The organism is Xanthomonas sp. GW, from assembly GCF_014236815.1.
GTDB lineage: Bacteria > Pseudomonadota > Gammaproteobacteria > Xanthomonadales > Xanthomonadaceae > Xanthomonas_A.
Map to the genome: position 1 here is coordinate 4,297,353 of NZ_CP051189.1, position 16,150 is coordinate 4,313,502.

Sequence of the window (16,150 nt, forward strand, 5' to 3'; positions counted from 1 at the left end):
CCGCTAACCCGCGGCGATCTTCCGAAACGTCAGATTGATCCGCTCGCCGACCGGCTTCGCGGTCCGCGGCAAGGCATGCCGGTACAGGCGCTGGGTCTCCCCGCCCATCAACAGCAAGCCACCGGCGCTCAATTCCAGCGCCTGGCGCAGCGCCGGCTCCTGGCGATGGCGCAGCACGAAGCGGCGCGTGGCGCCCAGGCTCAGCGAGGCGATCAGCGGACGCGGCCCCAGTTCCCTCTCATCGTCGCTGTGCCAACCCATGGCGTCGCGACCGTCGCGATAGCGGTTGGCCAGTACGCTGTTGAACGCGACCCCGGTTTCCGCCGCCAGCCGTTCGCGCAGCGGCTGCAAGGCCGGCGGCCACGGATGCGGCGCGAAGCGGGTGCCGGAATAGCGGTAGCTCGCCTCCGGGTCGCCGATCCAGCAGCTCAGCCGCGGCGAATCGACCATCCGCCCGAACAGGCGGATGCGGTGCACCTCCCACTCCACCCCGGCCAGCAAGTGCGCCAACAGCGCCGCCGCCTCGGCCGGAGCGAGCCAGCCGGGCAGCCAGCGGACGTCGGCGCCGGGCAGATCGAGTTGCATCGCGCCACGCTAGCATGCCTGCCCGCACCATACGCCAGCGTGCGGAATTTGCCCCGTCACGCACAAAGCCTGAAAATGCAGACAGCCAGATCGAGCCAACGGGAGCGGACCAGATGACGGAATTGGAGGGCGGCGCCAGCGCGCCGGAGCCAGTGGAACGCGACGTCATGGAATACGACGTGGTCACCGTCGGCGCGGGTCCGGCCGGGCTGGCGTTCGCGATCCGGCTCAAGCAGCTCAACCCGGACATCTCGGTCTGCGTGATCGAGAAGGCCAGCACGGTCGGTGCGCAGATCCTGTCCGGCGCGGTGATCGAGCCGGCGCCGCTCGACGCGTTGCTGCCCGGCTGGCGCGACGCCCCGCCGCCGATCTGCGTGCCCGCCGGCGAAGACGAGTTCTGGCACCTGAGCAAGGACGGCGGGCGCAAGTTCCCGATCGTGCCGCCGGGCATGCGCAACCACGGCAACTTCATCGTCAGCCTCGGCGCACTGTGCGCGTGGCTGGCGCCGCAGGCCGAAGCGTTGGGCGTGGAGATCTATCCTGGCTTCGCCGCTGCGCAGACCCTGCATGCCGACGACGGCACCGTGCTCGGCGTGCGCATCGGCGACATGGGCGTGGCCAAGGACGGTTCGCACAAGCCCGGCTACACCCCCGGCATCGATATCCGCGCCAAGGTCACAGTGCTGGCCGAAGGCGCGCGCGGACACCTGACCAAGCGCCTGGTCAAGCGTTTCGCGCTGGACGCCGACAGCGACCCGCAGGCCTATTCGATCGGCATCAAGGAACTGTGGCAGTTGCCGGAAGGCCGCGTGGTGCCCGGCAAGATCGTGCATACCCTGGGCTGGCCGGCCGACAACGCCACCTATGCCGGCAGCTTCCTGTATCACCTGGAGAACAACCAGGTGGCGCTGGGCTACGTCAGCGGCCTGGACTACCACGATCCCGAATACCGGCCGTGGGAAGCGTTCCAGCAGTGGAAGAACCACCCGCTGATCAAGCCGCTGCTGGAAGGCGGCACCATCCTGTCGGCCGGCGCCCGCGCCATCGCCAGCGGCGGCTGGCAATCGTTGCCGAAGGTGGAGATGCCCGGCGCGCTGCTGATCGGCGACACCGCCGGCCTGCTCAACGTGCCCAAGATCAAGGGCACCCACCAGGCGATCCGCAGCGGCATGCTCGCCGCCGAACACCTGGCTGCCGGCGCGGCGCTGAACCCGGCAGGGTTCGACGCCAAGCTGCGCGGTTCGGAGGTCATGGCCGAGCTGCGCCAGGTGCGCAACATCAAGCCCGGTTTCAAGAAGGGCATGTGGTTCGGCCTGCTCAACGGCGCCTGGGAGACCCTGGTCAAGGGCGCTTCGCCGTGGACGCTGAAGGTGACCGCCGACTGGTCGTCGCTGGACCGGCTGGGCGAACACGAACAGCCCAAGCGCGACTACGTGCAGCGCGACCTGGCGCCGCGCGACCGCCTGCAGGGCGTCTACTTCGCAGCCACCGAACACGACGAGGACCAACCCGTGCACCTGCAGGTGCTGGACCCGCAGATCTGCGTGACCCGCTGCACCGAGGAATACGGCAACCCCTGCACCCGCTTCTGCCCCGCCGCGGTGTACGAGATCGTCGACGACGCGGCCGGCAAGCGCCTGCAGATCAACGCCGCCAACTGCGTGCACTGCAAGACCTGCGACATCAAGGATCCCTACGAAATCATCAACTGGGTCACCCCGGAAGGCGGCTCCGGGCCGAATTACCAGAACCTGTGAGCCGCACGCGTCCGACACGATGCTCTTGCTGCGCCGCAGCCGCGTTCTTCGCCACGTGACCTCGCGATGAGAGCCGCCTGGCGCAAGGCCGAGCGTGCCGCGCGTGCGGCTGTCGAGCGGCACGGCGGCGGCTGGCGCGGCCTGCTTGCCGTTGCCGAGCGCAGCTGGAAGGTGCTGCGGGCGCTGGGCCTTGCCGGTTTCGTGCGGCGCTTGCGCAATGCCGCGCATGCGCAAGCCTCGGTGCCGCCGCCATCGGATGTCGCGTTCCCCGCGCCGACGCCGATCGAGCGCGTACACCTGCGCGTGGGCGTGATGGCCCACGTTTTCTACCCCGACCTTCTGAGCGAATTGGCCGAGGCGCTGACCGCCATGCCGGTGCCGTACGTGCTGATGGTGTCGGTTATCGACGACGACGCGCAGGCCGCTGCGCAACAGCGCCTGTCGTCGTTGCCGAACCTGCAGACGCTGCACGTGCGCAAGGTCGCCAATCGTGGCCGTGACCTCGCGCCATTGATCGTGACGTTCCGCGAGGACGTCCTGGCGCTCGACGTCGTGGCGCACTGGCATAGCAAGAAATCGCTGTATACCGGCAACGAGCGCCAGGATTGGCGCAACTACCTGACCGCGTCCCTGTTCGGTTCGGCACAGCGTATCGGCTGGATTCTGGGCATGTTCGCCGCCGAACCGCGACTGGGCATCGTGTATCCGGAGAGCTTCGCCGGCGTGCCGCTGTGGGCGCATACGTGGCTGAGCAATCTGCAGGCCTGTCGCGAACTGGGCCAGCGCCTCGGCGTCGGCATCGATGCGACGGCCTACATCGATTTCCCGGCCGGCTCGATGTTCTGGGCGCGCGTGGAGGCATTGCGGCCGATCTACGCACTGGAATTGCACCTGCATGATTTCCCGGAAGAGCGCGGCCAGATCGACGGGACGCTGCAGCATGCCCTGGAGCGGATGTTCGTGGCGGTGGCGCGCCAGCACGGGCTGCTGGCCGGCATTCTGCCAGCGGACGGAACGCTCGCGCTGAGCACGGAAGGAAGCCGCAACTGGATGCAAGCCTTCCAGATGCCGTTGGCTACGCGCGTGGCGCTCTCGGCGATCGATGCAAGCGTGGTATCGCTGGACGTATTCGACACCCTGGTGACGCGCCCGTTCCTGACCCCTGCCGGCGCGCGCGCCTATCTCGCGCATCTGGCCGCCGAAACGCTGGGCGTCGCCGAATTCGCCATGTTGCGCGAGCGTGCCGAAGCGCGCGCGCGCGCAGCGGCCGGGCGCGATGTCGATCTGGACGCCATCTATGCCGCGATGGCGCACCTCGCGGAGGCGAAAGACCTGCCCCTGCACGCCCTGCAGAAACTCGAACTGGATACCGAAGCGCGCCTGTTGCGGCCGCGTCGGACGCTGGTCGCCGCTGCCACCGCGCTCGCCGCCAGCGGCCGGCGCCTGGTCGCCGTGTCGGACATGTACCTGGACAGCGCCGACCTGCAAAAGGTGTTGCCATCGGCAGTCCGCGGACTGCCGCAAGCCTGGTACGTGTCTTGCGAAACCGGCTGGCGCAAGGATGAGGACCAGGCCTGGGAACAGCTTCCGGCGCGCGAAGGCGTGGTGGCGCGGCACTGGCTGCACGTCGGCGACAACGAACAGGCGGACATCCAGCGCCCGCAGATGCACGGTTATCTCACGCCCGTGCATGTGCTGCGGCCATCGGCCTTGCTCGACGTGGTCCCGGCGTTGCGCCCGTTGCGACCTGCCGCAGGCGCATCCAGTCCCTGGCAGGATCAGTTGTGGCTGGGCCTGCTCAGTGGCCACCTGGCGGATCTGGCCGATACCCGGCCGGAGCAGTTCGGCCACTGTCTGCGCCTGGAGTCGCCGACCTCGCTCGGCTATCTGGTGTTTGGCCCGTTGCTCGCCGACTACCTGCTGTGGCTGTCGCGCGTGGCGCTGTCGCGCGGCATTGGCCAGATCCTGTTCCTGAGCCGGGAAGGCTATCTGCTGCAAAAGGTGTTTGCGCTGCTGCAGGCGGCCTGTCCGCCGCTGGCCGCGCTGCGCGGCCGTTATCTGCTGGCCTCGCGCCGCGGCACCGGCGTGCCGACGCTGCGCGAGGCCAACGACCTGGAGGCATTGCTCGGCAGCACCTATACCGGCAGCCTGCAGGATCTGCTGCAGGCACGGCTCGGCACCGCGGCGACACGCGCGGTCGCAGCGCAGCTCGGCGCCACAGACATGCGCGGCATGGTGATGCTGCCGGAGATGCGCGCCGCTTTGCTGCAAAAACTGGCGCCTGCGATGCCCGCGCTGCTCAAGGTCGCCGCGGTCGAACGCGAAGGCTATCTGCGTTACTGGCGCGCCACGGTCGAAGACGCACCAACCATGGTTGCGGACTTGGGCTACGCAGGCACCATCCAGGCGCAATTGGGCAGATTGACCGGAACCACGCTGGGCGGCGGCTATTTCGCGGTGAACGACGGCATCGCTCAGGTCCAGGCCGGCGGCTGGGCAGAAGCCCGTTACTTCGATGGCCGCAGCGCGGATGCGGGAACCTCGGCGATCCTGCAACACGACTTGCTGCTGGAAACCTTCCTGACCGCACCGGATGGCCAGTTCTCGCATTTCGCGTTGCGCGACGATGGCAAGGTCGACCCCGTCTTCGCCGACAACGAACTGGACTCCACGCACTTCGCCACGGTCGCCGCAGTCCAGCAAGGCGCGCTCAATTTCGTCGCCGACCTTTGCGCCATCGGCGGCAGCGAGACCTGGCAATTCGCGTTCGACCGCGAACTGATCCAGGCGCCATTGCGCTGCCTGGGCGAGGGCCGCTGGCAGGCCGGCGACTGGGCGCGCGGCCTGGCGGTCGGCGATGCGTTCACCGGCCGCGGCCGAGTCGCCGTGACCATCTGAGCGGCATCTCTGCCGCAGTAGCGTCAGGCTCTGCGGAAAGGCACCCCGGTCTTGGCAACGAGCTCCGCATCCTCCACGCCATCGGCCGCCTCGACCAGTACAAGGCCCTCCGCGCTCACGTCGAACACCGCCAGGTCGGTGATGATGCGGTCGACCACGCCCACGCCGGTCAGCGGCAGGTCGCACTCGGGCAGGAGCTTGTGGCTGCCGTCCTTGGCGACGTGCTCCATCAGCACCACCACGCGCTTGACCCCGGCGACCAGGTCCATCGCCCCGCCCATGCCCTTGACCATCTTGCCGGGCACCATCCAGTTGGCCAGGTCGCCGTGTGCGCTGACCTGCATCGCGCCGAGGATCGCCAGGTCGATATGCCCGCCGCGGATCATCGCGAAGGAATCGTGGCTGCCGAAATAGCTGGCGCCGGCGCGGGCGGTGACGGTCTGCTTGCCGGCGTTGATCAGGTCGGCGTCGACCTCGTCCTCGCTCGGGAACGGGCCGATGCCGAGCAGGCCGTTCTCCGACTGCAGCCACACGTCCACGCCCTCGGGGATGTGGTTGGCGACCAGGGTCGGCAGGCCGATGCCCAGGTTCACGTAGGCGCCATCGGTGAGTTCGCGGGCGGCGCGCTGCGCCATTTCGTCGCGGGTCCAGGCCATGTCAGGCGTCCTTCTGGCGCAGGGTGCGCTGTTCGATGCGTTTTTCGGGATGCGGGTTGTGCACGATGCGGTCGACGTAGATGCCGGGCAGGTGCACCTGGTCCGGATCGATGCTGCCGGTGTCGACGAGTTGCTCGACCTCGGCGATGCAGACCTTGCCGGCCATCGCGCAGGCCGGGTTGAAGTTGCGTGCGGTCTTGCGGAACACCAGGTTGCCGGCCGCGTCGGCCTTCCACGCCTTGACCAGGGCCACGTCGGCCTGCAGCGCGGTCTCCAGCACGTAGTGCTTGCCGTCGAACTCGCGCGTCTCCTTGCCCTGCGCGACGACGGTGCCGTAGCCGGTGGCGGTGAAGAACGCGGGAATGCCGGCGCCGCCGGCGCGCAGGCGTTCGGCCAGGGTGCCCTGCGGATTGAACTCCAGCTCCAGTTCGCCGGCCAGGTACTGGCGCTCGAATTCCTTGTTCTCGCCGACGTAGGACGAGATCATCTTGCGGATCTGCCGGGTCGCCAGCAGCTGGCCCAGGCCGAAGCCATCGACGCCGGCGTTGTTGGAGATCACGGTCAGGCCGGTCACCGCGCTGTCGCGCAGCGCGGCGATCAAGGCCTCGGGGATGCCGCACAGGCCGAATCCGCCGACCGCCAGGGTCTGGCCATCGCCCACCACGTCGGCCAGCGCCGTGGCCGCGTCGGGGAAAAGCTTGCCGCGCCGTCCGGTCGCCCGGGTAGAGGTGTCGCCCATTCGCCAGCTCCGAATCGGAAGTAGACAAGTAGTTTAGCCGCTCGCCGCGCGCGGCCTGCTGCGCACTGCCGCAATGACCGATTAAGGGCCGGAACGTTACACTCCGGGTTCCCCCATCCAAGGTCCCTCCCCTATGTCGCTTCCCGCATTCAAGGCCTACGACATCCGCGGTCGCGTTCCCGACGAACTGAACGAAGACCTGGCCCGCCGCATCGGCGTGGCCTTGGCGGGGCAGCTGGAAAGCGGGCCGGTAGTCGTGGGCCACGACGTGCGCCTGGCCAGCCAGGGATTGCAGGACGCGCTGTCGGCCGGCCTGCGCGCCAGCGGCCGCGAGGTCATCGACATCGGCTTGTGCGGCACCGAGGAAGTGTATTTCCAGACCGATCACCTCAAGGCTGCGGGCGGGGTGATGGTCACCGCCAGCCACAACCCGATGGACTACAACGGGATGAAGCTGGTGCGCGAGAATGCGCGCCCGATCAGCTCCGATACCGGCCTGTTCGCGATCCGCGACACCGTGGCCGCCGACACCGCGCCGGCCGGCACGCCGACCGCGGCCGAGCACAGCCGCCCGGACAAGTCCGCCTATATCGCGCACCTGCTGAGCTACATCGACATCGGCTCGTTGAAGCCGCTGAAGCTGGTGGTCAACGCCGGCAACGGCGGCGCCGGCGCCATCGTCGACCTGCTGGCGCCGCACCTGCCGTTCGAGTTCGTGCGCGTGTTCCACGAGCCGGACGGCCACTTCCCCAACGGCATCCCGAACCCGCTGCTGCCGGAAAATCGCGAGGCCACCGCCAAGGCGGTCAAGCAACATGGCGCCGACTTCGGCATCGCCTGGGACGGCGATTTCGACCGCTGCTTCTTCTTCGACGAGAACGGCCGTTTCATCGAAGGCTATTACCTGGTCGGCCTGCTCGCGCAGGCGATCCTGGCCAAGCAGCCGGGCGGCAAGGTCGTGCACGATCCGCGCCTGACCTGGAACACGATCGAGATGGTCGAGGACGCCGGCGGCGTGCCAGTGCTGTGCAAGAGCGGGCATGCCTTCATCAAGGAGAAGATGCGCAGCGAGAACGCCGTGTACGGCGGCGAGATGAGCGCGCACCACTATTTCCGCGAGTTCGCCTACGCCGACTCGGGCATGATCCCGTGGCTGCTGATCGCCGAACTGGTGTCGCAGTCGGGTCGCTCGCTGGCCGACCTGGTCGAGGCGCGCATGCAGAAGTTCCCGTGCAGCGGCGAGATCAACTTCAAGGTCGCCGATGCCAAGGCCGCGGTGGCGCGGGTGATGGAGCACTTCGCCACGCACGCGCCGGCGCTGGACTATACCGATGGCGTCAGCGCCGAATTCGCCGACTGGCGCTTCAACCTGCGCAGCTCCAATACCGAACCGCTGTTGCGCCTAAACGTGGAAACGCGTGGCGATGCGGCATTGCTGGAAGCGCGCACGCAGGAAATTTCCGACCTGCTGCGCGACTGATCTCCCCTCCCCCCAGACGCACTATGGAGTTCCCCCGCCCATGAGCGACGTCCTACCCATCATCCTGTCCGGCGGCTCCGGCACCCGGCTCTGGCCGCTGTCGCGCGAGTCCTATCCGAAGCAGTTCCTGCCGCTGGTCGGCGAACACAGCATGCTGCAAGCCACCTGGTTGCGTGCGGCGCCCGTCGCCGGGCACGCGCCGATCGTGGTCGCCAACGAAGAGCACCGCTTCGTTGCCGCCGAGCAATTGCAGCAGATCGGCGTCAAGCCGCAGTCGATCCTGCTCGAGCCCAAGGGCCGCAATACCGCTCCGGCCATCGCCGTGGCGGCGCTGGAGGCCACCCGCAACGGCGCCGACCCGCTGCTGCTCGTGCTGCCCTCCGACCACGTGATCCGCGACGAAGCGGCGTTCCAGGCCGCGGTACGCGCGGCCGCCGCGGCCGCCGAGCAAGGCAAGCTGGTCACCTTCGGGATCAAGCCGACCGCGCCGGAAACCGGCTACGGCTACATCAAGGCCGGCGCCGGCAACGGCGTCAGCGCGGTCGAGCGCTTCGTCGAGAAGCCGGACCTGGCTACTGCGCAGGGCTATCTTGCTTCGGGCGAGTACTACTGGAACAGCGGCATGTTCCTGTTCCGCGCCTCGCGCTACCTGGAAGAGCTGCGCCGCTTCCAGCCGGCGATCGCCGACGCCTGCAGCAAGGCCTGGGAAGCGTCCAAGCGCGACGCCGATTTCACCCGCTTGGACAAGGACGCCTTCGCCGCCAGCCCGTCGGACTCGATCGACTACGCAGTGATGGAGAAGACCGCCGACGCGGTGGTGGTGCCGCTCGACGCCGGCTGGAACGACGTCGGTTCCTGGTCGGCCTTGCTCGAAGTCTCGCCGCAGGACGCGCAGGGCAATGCGCACCACGGCGACGTGATCGAGATCGATTGCCGCAACACGTACGCCTACGGTTCGCGGCTGATCGCGATGGTCGGGCTGCAGGACGTGGTGGTGGTGGAGACCGACGACGCGGTGCTGGTCGGGCACCGCGAGCGCATCCAGGAGGTCAAGGAGATCGTGGCCAGGATCAAGGCCAGCGGCCGCTCCGAGGCCACCTGGCACCGCAAGGTGTATCGCCCGTGGGGTGCCTACGATTCGATCGACAACGGCCAGCGTTTCCAGGTCAAGCGCATCACCGTCAAGCCCGGCGCCACGCTGAGCCTGCAGATGCACCACCACCGCGCCGAGCACTGGATCGTGGTCAGCGGCACCGCCGAGGTCACCCGTGGCGAAGAAGTGCTGCTGCTCACCGAGAACCAGAGCACCTACATCCCGCTGGGCGTGACCCATCGCCTGAAGAACCCGGGCAAGCTGCCGCTGGAACTGATCGAGGTGCAGTCCGGCAGCTATCTGGGCGAGGACGACATCGTGCGCTTCGAGGACACCTACGGGCGCACTTGAGTCCTGCTGCAGCGCAAAGAAAAAAGCCGGGTCGATGCCCGGCTTTTTTCGTTTCCGCCTTTCAAGCCGGCGTGTGCCGCGCTATGCGGATTGTGGCGCTTGTGCGGCCAGTTCGCCGATCACCTGGCGCAGGCCATCGCGCCACTGCGGCAACACCAGCGAAAAATCGCGCTGCAGCTTAGCGATGTCCAGCCGCGAATACGCCGGGCGCTTGGCCGGCGTCGGATACTCGGCCGTGGCGATCGGCAGCACGCGCGGCGCACGCGCCAGCAGACCCGCGGCGAGCGCGTCTTCGAAGATCGCCTCGGCGAAACCGTGCCAGGTGGTCTCGCCGGCGGCGGTCAGGTGCCAGGTGCCCGATTGCGCAGCAGTGCGTTGCTCAAGGACTTGCGCGGTGACGTCGGCGATCAGCGCCGCCGGCGTCGGCGTGCCGGCCTGGTCGGCGACCACGCGCAGTTCGTCGCGCTCGGCACCGACGCGCAGCATCGTGCGCAGGAAGTTGCTGCCATGCGCGGCGTAGACCCAGGCGGTACGGAAGATCAGGTGCTGCGCACCGGAGGCGCGGATCGCCGCTTCGCCGGCGAGCTTGGTCGCGCCATAGACGCCCAGCGGCGCCGTCGGCGCGTCCTCCGGATAAGGGCGGCTACCCTGGCCGTCGAACACGTAGTCGGTGGAGTAATGCACCATCGGCACGCCATGCGCCGCACACCAGCCGGCGATCGCCGCGGGCGCTTCGGCGTTGGCACGCAACGCGGCGTCGTGCTCCTGCTCGGCGCGATCCACGGCGGTATAGGCCGCCGCATTGACCACGGCCGTCGGCTGCAGCCGGTCCAGCAAGGCGCCCAGCGTCTGCGGCTGGTCGAAGTCGGCGCTCTCGCAGGCGCTGCCGTCAGGCAGGCGGCCGCTGCGCGTGGTCGCCAGCAACGGCCCGCGTGCGCCCAGCGCGCGCAGCAGCTCCTGGCCGACCTGGCCGTTGGCGCCGAACACCAGCGTGGTCACGGCGCGTACACCGGCAAACGTTCGGCGGCGATGTCGGCCAGGAACGGCGCCACCGCATCCTTGGCCGACAGCACCGGCTGGCTGATCGGCCAGTCCACGCCGATCGCCGCGTCGTCCCAGCGCACGCCGGCGTCGGCTTCCTTCACGTACACATCGGTGCACAGATAGCTGAACACCGCACGCTCGGACAGCACCGCGAACCCATGCGCGAAGCCTTCCGGGATCCAGAACTGTTTCTTGTTCTCCGCGCTCAGCACCACCGCCGCCCAGCGACCGAAGTGCGGCGAGCCGCGGCGGATGTCCACGGCGACGTCGTAGACCTCGCCTTCCAGCACGCTGACCAGCTTGCCCTGCGGGCGCGGCCATTGGTAATGCAGGCCGCGCAGCACGCCCTTGGCCGAGGTCGAGACGTTGCTCTGCACGAAATTGGTCGGCAGCCCGTGCTGGCCGAAACGCTCGGCGTTCCAGGTCTCGAAGAAGTAGCCGCGTTCGTCGCCGAACACCGCCGGCTCGATCACCACGCAGCCGGGCAGATTGGTTTCAATCACTTTCACGGAACGATTCCTCGTACAGCCAGTTCATGCAGGTATTTGCCGTAGTCGTTCTTCAACAGCGGCGCGGCGAGTTTCTCCAGCTGCGCGGCATCGATCCAGCCCTGGCCGAACGCGATCTCCTCGGGACAGCACACCTGCAGTCCTTGCCGCGACTGGATGGTCTCGATGAAGTTGGAAGCCTCGTGCAGCGACTGGTGCGTGCCCGTATCCAGCCAGGCGTAGCCGCGGCCCAGCGGTTCCAGGTGCAGTTCGCCCGCGTCCAGATAACGGCGGTTGAGATCGGTGATTTCCAGCTCCCCGCGCGGCGAGGGCTTCAACGCGGCTGCGTGCTCGCTGGCCTGACCGTCGTAGAAGTACAGGCCGGTGACCGCATAGTTGGAGCGCGGCTGGGCCGGCTTTTCGGCGATGTCGATGACCTTGCCGGCCTGGTCGAACTCGGCCACGCCATAGCGCTCCGGGTCGTTGACCCAATAGCCGAACACGGTGGCGCCGTGCTGCCGCGCATCGGCGCGGCGCAGGGTCTCGGTCAGGCCATGGCCGTGGAAGATGTTGTCGCCCAACACCAGGCAGCTCGGCTTGCCGTCGATGAACTCGCGGCCGATCAGGTAAGCCTGCGCCAGTCCGTCCGGACTCGGCTGCACCGCGTACTCCAGGCGCATGCCCCACTGCGAGCCGTCGCCCAGCAGCGCACGGAACAAGGCCTGCTCGTGCGGGGTGTTGATGATCAGCACCTCGCGGATGCCGGCCAGCATCAGCACGCTGAGCGGGTAGTAGATCATCGGCTTGTCGTACACCGGCAGCAGCTGCTTGCTGACGCCCTTGGTGATCGGATACAGCCGGGTGCCGGAGCCGCCGGCCAGGATGATGCCTTTGCGTTGGGTCATGAGGTGCTTCCTAGGAAGTCCGCACATCGGTGTGCGGGCTCTTGCGAGGGACTCGCGTTATGCCGCCGTGCCGATACGTTCCAGCCGGTAGCTGCCGTCGAGCACGCCCTGCACCCAGGCCTGGTTGGCCAGGTACCAGTCCACGGTGATGGCGATGCCCTGCTCGAAGCTGTACTGCGGCTCCCAGCCCAGCTCGTTCTTCAGCTTGGACGCATCGATCGCGTAGCGCCGGTCGTGGCCGGGGCGGTCGGCGACATGGGTGATCTGGCTGGCGCGCGGCTGGCCGTCGGCGCGCGGGCGGCGCGCGTCGAGCAGCGCGCAGATCGCCTGCACCACCTCGATGTTCTGCTTCTCGGAGTTGCCGCCGACGTTGTAGGTCTCGCCGACCCGGCCCTTGGCCAGCACGGTGCGGATCGCCTCGCAATGGTCGCCGACGAACAGCCAGTCGCGCACCTGCTTGCCGTCGCCGTAGACCGGCAGCGGCTCGCCGGCCAGTGCCTTGGCGATCACCAGCGGCACCAGCTTTTCCGGGAAGTGGTACGGACCGTAGTTGTTGGAGCAGTTCGTGGTCAGCACCGGCAGGCCGTAGGTGTGGTGGAACGCGCGCACCAGGTGGTCGGAGGCGGCCTTGGAGGCCGAGTACGGCGAATTGGGCGCGTACGGCGTGGTCTCGGAAAACTTGCCGGTCTCGCCCAGGGTGCCGTAGACCTCGTCGGTGGACACGTGCAGGAAGCGGAATGCGGCGCGCGGTCCTTCCGGCAGCGCCTTCCAGTGGTCGCGCACCGCTTCCAGCAGGCCCAGGGTGCCGACCACGTTGGTCTGGATGAAGGCGCCGGGGCCGTCGATCGAGCGGTCCACATGGCTCTCGGCGGCGAAGTTCAGCACCGCGTCGGGCTGGTGCTCGCGCAGCAGTTGCGCCACCAGATCGCGGTCGCCGATATCGCCCTGCACGAAGACGTGGTCGGGATTGCCCTCCAGAGACGCCAGCGTGTTCAGGTTGCCGGCGTAGGTCAACGCGTCCAGGTTGATCACGCGCACCCCGCGCGACACCGCTTCCAGCACGAAATTGCCGCCGATGAACCCGGCGCCGCCGGTTACTAGCCATGTAGCCACTGTCACGTCTCCTGGTCGGCGCTGCGAGGCGCGCCGCTGCTCAAACCGCACAGGATATACGCTTTGCCGGGGATGGTCGCCTGCGCCTGCCGGGCCGGGTTCAGACTGAGGCAGCCGCCTCCGACCGCCACCATACGCCCTCGCATGGTCCATCGCCGCCGGTTAGAATCCACCGACTGCCCCGTGCCAGCCGCCGCGGCCGGGCCTTCCCGCACTGCTGAAGGATCTCGTACAAGATGAAAATCCTCGTCGCCTACAAGCGCGTGGTGGACTACAACGTCCGCATCCAGGTCAAGCCGGACGGCTCCGGCGTCGTGACCGAGGGCGTCAAGCTTTCCCCCAACCCGTTCGACGAAATCGCCCTGGAAGAGGCGCTGCGCCTGCGCGACGCCGGCATCGCCAGCGAGGTGGTGGTGGTCACCCTGGCTCCGGCCGATGCCGCCGCGCACCTGCGCAACGGCCTGGCGATGGGCGCCAACCGCGCCATCCACGTCGTCACCGATGCCGCGATCCAGCCGCTGACCGCGGCCCGCACCCTGCTCAAACTGGTCGAGCAGGAGCAGCCGGACCTGGTGATCCTGGGCAAGCAGGCGATCGACGACGACGCCAACCAGACCGGGCAGATGCTGGCCACGCTGTGGGGCCGCCCGCAGGCGACCTTCGCCGGCAAGCTGGTGGTCGCCGACGGCAAGGCCACGGTGACCCGCGAAGTCGACGCCGGCCTGGAAACGCTGGAAGTGGACCTGCCGGCGGTGGTCACCACCGACCTGCGCCTGAACGAGCCGCGCTTCATCAAGCTGCCCGACATCATGAAGGCCAAGAGCAAGCCGCTGCAGACCCTGGCCTTCGCCGACCTGGGCGTGGAGTCCAACGACAGCCTCGCCACCACCCACTACGCGCCGCCGCCCAAGCGCAGCCGCGGCGTGATGGTCAAGGACGCCGCCGAACTGGTGGCCGCACTCAAGCAGAAGGGGTTGCTGTAATGGCCAAGATCCTCGTCGTCGCCGAACACCTGAACGGCCAGCTCAACGCGGCCACCGCCAAGACGGTCAGCGCCGCGCAGGCGCTGTCGCCGGAAACCATCGACATCGTCGTGCTGGCCGCCGACCCGGCCGCCGTCGCCGCACAGGCCGCGCAGATCGCCGGCGTGAGCCGCGTACTCACTGTCGCCGATCCGGCCAACGCACACGCCATCGCGCAGGTGCTGGGGCCGCAGATCGCACAGCTGGCGCAGGGCTACAGCCACGTGTTCGGTCCCTCTACCACCTTCGGCAAGGACCTGATGCCGGTGGTCGCCGCGCTGCTCGGGGTCAACCAGATCTCCGACCTGATGGCGGTCGATGGCGACTATGCCTTCAAGCGCCCGATCTACGCCGGCAACGCGATCATCAGCGTGCAGGCGCCCGCCGACCAGACCGTGGTCGCCACCGTGCGCAGCGCCTCGTGGCCGGAAGCGGCCCGCTCCCGTGAAGGCGATAGCGGCAGCGCGGCAATCGAAGCGGCCAGCGTCAGCGCCACGCTGCCCACCCACACCCGCTTCGTCGGCCTGGCCGCGGGCAGCTCCGACCGCCCCGACCTGCAGAGCGCCAAGCGCGTGGTCTCCGGCGGCCGCGGCGTGGGCTCGGCGGAGAACTTCCAGATCATCTACAAGCTGGCCGACAAGCTCGGCGCCGCGGTGGGTGCCTCGCGCGCGGCGGTGGATGCCGGCTACGTGCCCAACGAACTGCAGGTCGGCCAGACCGGCAAGATCATCGCCCCGGACCTGTACGTGGCGGTCGGCATCTCCGGCGCGATCCAGCACCTGACCGGGATCAAGGACGCCGGCACCATCGTCGCGATCAACAAGGATCCGGAATCGCCGATCTTCGAGATCGCCGACATCGGGCTGGTGGGTGACCTGTTCACCTTGCTCCCGGAACTGGAAACGGCACTGGGTTGACGCCGATGCGGTTCCGATGACTTCGCTGCCGCCCTCCGGCGCCGACGGCATGCCGATGCCGCGGCGACGGCGCATGGACCACCTGGCCGGGTTCGTGCTGCTGTTGTGCGCGGGCTACGTGGCCACGCTGTTCTGGGTGGACCGCGGCAACGGCACGTTCTCGCGATTGAGCGAGGTCGGCCACCTGATGGCGCTGGCGACCTTGCCGGTCAGCGCCAGCTACCTGTTCCGGTACTGGCGCTGGCGCTGGCTGCTGCAGCGCTACGGCCATCCGGTCCCGTTGTTCGCCGGGCTGGCCGGCTATCTGGCCGGCTTCGCCTTGACCGCGACGCCGGGCAAGGCCGGCGAATTGCTGCGTATCCGCTATTTCGCCCGCATGGGCGTGCCCGCGCGGCGCACCATCGCCGTATTCGTGTTCGAGCGCGCGTCCGACCTGCTGGTCATTCTGGCGCTGTCGCTGCTGGCCGCTCCGGTGTTCCCTACGCTGGGCGTGCTGGCGGCGGTGGTCCTGGCCTTCGTCGGCCTGTTGTTCGGCGCGGCCGCCTGGCCGCCGCTGCTGGACCGGCTGACCGGCCTGGTGCGCTGGATGCCCGGACGCTGGCTGCAGCGCCTGGCCCAGTTTGCGCTGGCCGCGGCGCTGGAGCTGCGCGGCTGCCTCGGTGCGCGCCAGTTCGGCCAAAGCATGCTCGCCGGGTTGATGGCCTGGGGCCTGACCTCTTCGGTGTTCGTGGGCCTGTGCCTGGGGATGGGCCTGCAGTTGGACCCCATCGTGGCGTTCGGCATCTACCCGCTGGCGATGCTGGTCGGTGCGCTGTCCTTCGTGCCCGGTGGCGTCGGCACCACCGAACTGGCGATCGTGCTGATGCTCGACCGCCTCGGCATCGCCACCGCCGACGCGATCGCCGTGGCGGTGGCGGCGCGCCTGGTCACGCTGTGGTACGCCATTCTGGTCGGCGCGCTGGCGATGATCAGGGCCGAGTTCCTACCCCGCGACGAGAGTGCTTGATTCGCTAGGTATAATCGCGGCCCCGCAATGGACCGCCAGGCCATCGAATGTCCGCCCCTACCAGTTTCCCGCCCCACCATCCGGCAGTTTCGGGGC

The 16,150-nt window shown here is 68.4% G+C and carries 14 protein-coding genes; 7 read left to right on the forward strand and 7 right to left on the reverse strand.

The genetic code is table 11. The features are described 5' to 3' along the window. Nucleotides 1-3: 3 nt before the first annotated feature. The gene (locus HEP73_RS18485) at nt 4-585 is read right to left on the reverse strand and encodes an alpha-ketoglutarate-dependent dioxygenase AlkB family protein (RefSeq protein ID WP_185821051.1); all 582 of its coding nucleotides are present in this window, start codon (nt 583-585) and stop codon (nt 4-6) included. Nucleotides 586-698: 113 nt separating this feature from the next. Between HEP73_RS18485 and HEP73_RS18490 the strand changes: the two genes are divergently transcribed. Beyond that, nucleotides 699-2,342, forward strand: a complete 1,644-nt coding sequence (locus HEP73_RS18490; protein ID WP_185821052.1) for an electron transfer flavoprotein-ubiquinone oxidoreductase — start codon at nt 699-701, stop codon at nt 2,340-2,342. 66 nt (nt 2,343-2,408) lie between these two features. After that, nucleotides 2,409-5,240 carry a rhamnan synthesis F family protein gene (locus HEP73_RS18495; protein WP_185821053.1) on the forward strand — a complete coding sequence of 944 codons (2,832 nt, stop codon included), beginning with the start codon at nt 2,409-2,411 and terminating at the stop codon, nt 5,238-5,240. 23 nt (nt 5,241-5,263) lie between these two features. Here HEP73_RS18495 and HEP73_RS18500 read toward each other — a convergent pair whose 3' ends face one another. Both HEP73_RS18500 and HEP73_RS18505 read right to left on the reverse strand, forming a co-directional pair. Next, nucleotides 5,264-5,896, reverse strand: a complete 633-nt coding sequence (locus tag HEP73_RS18500) for a CoA transferase subunit B (protein WP_185821054.1) — start codon at nt 5,894-5,896, stop codon at nt 5,264-5,266. A 1-nt stretch (nt 5,897) separates the two neighbouring features. Then, the gene (locus HEP73_RS18505) at nt 5,898-6,635 is read right to left on the reverse strand and encodes a CoA transferase subunit A (protein WP_003466795.1); all 738 of its coding nucleotides are present in this window, start codon (nt 6,633-6,635) and stop codon (nt 5,898-5,900) included. A gap of 133 nt (nt 6,636-6,768) precedes the next feature. Between HEP73_RS18505 and HEP73_RS18510 the strand changes: the two genes are divergently transcribed. Together HEP73_RS18510 and HEP73_RS18515 are read left to right on the forward strand one after the other, a co-directional pair. Next, a complete protein-coding gene (locus HEP73_RS18510) occupies nt 6,769-8,115 on the forward strand; it encodes a phosphohexomutase domain-containing protein (protein ID WP_185821055.1) in 1,347 nt (448 codons plus the stop codon). Between the two features lie 40 nt (nt 8,116-8,155). Continuing rightward, on the forward strand, nt 8,156-9,559 hold the full coding sequence (locus HEP73_RS18515) for a mannose-1-phosphate guanylyltransferase/mannose-6-phosphate isomerase (protein ID WP_179568585.1): 1,404 nt from the start codon (nt 8,156-8,158) through the stop codon (nt 9,557-9,559). Nucleotides 9,560-9,640: 81 nt separating this feature from the next. Here the strand turns inward: HEP73_RS18515 and rfbD are convergent, their stop codons facing one another. From rfbD to rfbB, 4 genes are read right to left on the reverse strand one after another with little or no spacing between them, the layout of a single operon-like run. Continuing rightward, on the reverse strand, nt 9,641-10,558 hold the full coding sequence (rfbD, locus tag HEP73_RS18520) for a dTDP-4-dehydrorhamnose reductase (RefSeq protein WP_185821056.1): 918 nt from the start codon (nt 10,556-10,558) through the stop codon (nt 9,641-9,643). After that, nucleotides 10,555-11,112: a dTDP-4-dehydrorhamnose 3,5-epimerase gene (gene rfbC / locus HEP73_RS18525; protein WP_185821057.1), complete on the reverse strand. Its 558-nt coding sequence runs from the start codon at nt 11,110-11,112 to the stop codon at nt 10,555-10,557. Before rfbC ends, rfbD begins: the two co-directional genes overlap by 4 nt. Continuing rightward, nucleotides 11,109-11,996, reverse strand: a complete 888-nt coding sequence (gene rfbA, locus HEP73_RS18530) for a glucose-1-phosphate thymidylyltransferase RfbA (RefSeq protein ID WP_185821058.1) — start codon at nt 11,994-11,996, stop codon at nt 11,109-11,111. Before rfbA ends, rfbC begins: the two co-directional genes overlap by 4 nt. 57 nt (nt 11,997-12,053) lie before the next feature. Continuing rightward, the gene (rfbB, locus tag HEP73_RS18535) at nt 12,054-13,109 is read right to left on the reverse strand and encodes a dTDP-glucose 4,6-dehydratase (protein WP_185821059.1); all 1,056 of its coding nucleotides are present in this window, start codon (nt 13,107-13,109) and stop codon (nt 12,054-12,056) included. Nucleotides 13,110-13,345: 236 nt separating this feature from the next. On the opposite strand from rfbB, the gene HEP73_RS18540 reads away from it, so the two are divergent. From HEP73_RS18540 to HEP73_RS18550, 3 genes are read left to right on the forward strand one after another with little or no spacing between them, the layout of a single operon-like run. Next, on the forward strand, nt 13,346-14,092 hold the full coding sequence (locus tag HEP73_RS18540; RefSeq protein ID WP_179568594.1) for an electron transfer flavoprotein subunit beta/FixA family protein: 747 nt from the start codon (nt 13,346-13,348) through the stop codon (nt 14,090-14,092). Next, the gene (locus HEP73_RS18545) at nt 14,092-15,048 is read left to right on the forward strand and encodes an electron transfer flavoprotein subunit alpha/FixB family protein (protein ID WP_185821060.1); all 957 of its coding nucleotides are present in this window, start codon (nt 14,092-14,094) and stop codon (nt 15,046-15,048) included. Before HEP73_RS18540 ends, HEP73_RS18545 begins: the two co-directional genes overlap by 1 nt. Nucleotides 15,049-15,064: 16 nt before the next feature. Continuing rightward, entirely contained in the window at nt 15,065-16,054 is a 990-nt protein-coding gene (locus HEP73_RS18550; protein WP_185821061.1) for a lysylphosphatidylglycerol synthase transmembrane domain-containing protein, read from the forward strand. Nucleotides 16,055-16,150 lie beyond the last annotated feature (96 nt).

Coding starts and splice junctions, on each gene's coding strand:
- HEP73_RS18485 (WP_185821051.1), bottom strand. CDS start 585: ATGCAACTCGATCTGCCCGGCGCCGACGTCCGCTGGCTGCCCGGCTGG.
- HEP73_RS18490 (WP_185821052.1), top strand. CDS start 699: ATGACGGAATTGGAGGGCGGCGCCAGCGCGCCGGAGCCAGTGGAACGC.
- HEP73_RS18495 (WP_185821053.1), top strand. CDS start 2,409: ATGAGAGCCGCCTGGCGCAAGGCCGAGCGTGCCGCGCGTGCGGCTGTC.
- HEP73_RS18500 (WP_185821054.1), bottom strand. CDS start 5,896: ATGGCCTGGACCCGCGACGAAATGGCGCAGCGCGCCGCCCGCGAACTC.
- HEP73_RS18505 (WP_003466795.1), bottom strand. CDS start 6,635: ATGGGCGACACCTCTACCCGGGCGACCGGACGGCGCGGCAAGCTTTTC.
- HEP73_RS18510 (WP_185821055.1), top strand. CDS start 6,769: ATGTCGCTTCCCGCATTCAAGGCCTACGACATCCGCGGTCGCGTTCCC.
- HEP73_RS18515 (WP_179568585.1), top strand. CDS start 8,156: ATGAGCGACGTCCTACCCATCATCCTGTCCGGCGGCTCCGGCACCCGG.
- rfbA (WP_185821058.1), bottom strand. CDS start 11,996: ATGACCCAACGCAAAGGCATCATCCTGGCCGGCGGCTCCGGCACCCGG.
- HEP73_RS18540 (WP_179568594.1), top strand. CDS start 13,346: ATGAAAATCCTCGTCGCCTACAAGCGCGTGGTGGACTACAACGTCCGC.
- HEP73_RS18545 (WP_185821060.1), top strand. CDS start 14,092: ATGGCCAAGATCCTCGTCGTCGCCGAACACCTGAACGGCCAGCTCAAC.
- HEP73_RS18550 (WP_185821061.1), top strand. CDS start 15,065: ATGACTTCGCTGCCGCCCTCCGGCGCCGACGGCATGCCGATGCCGCGG.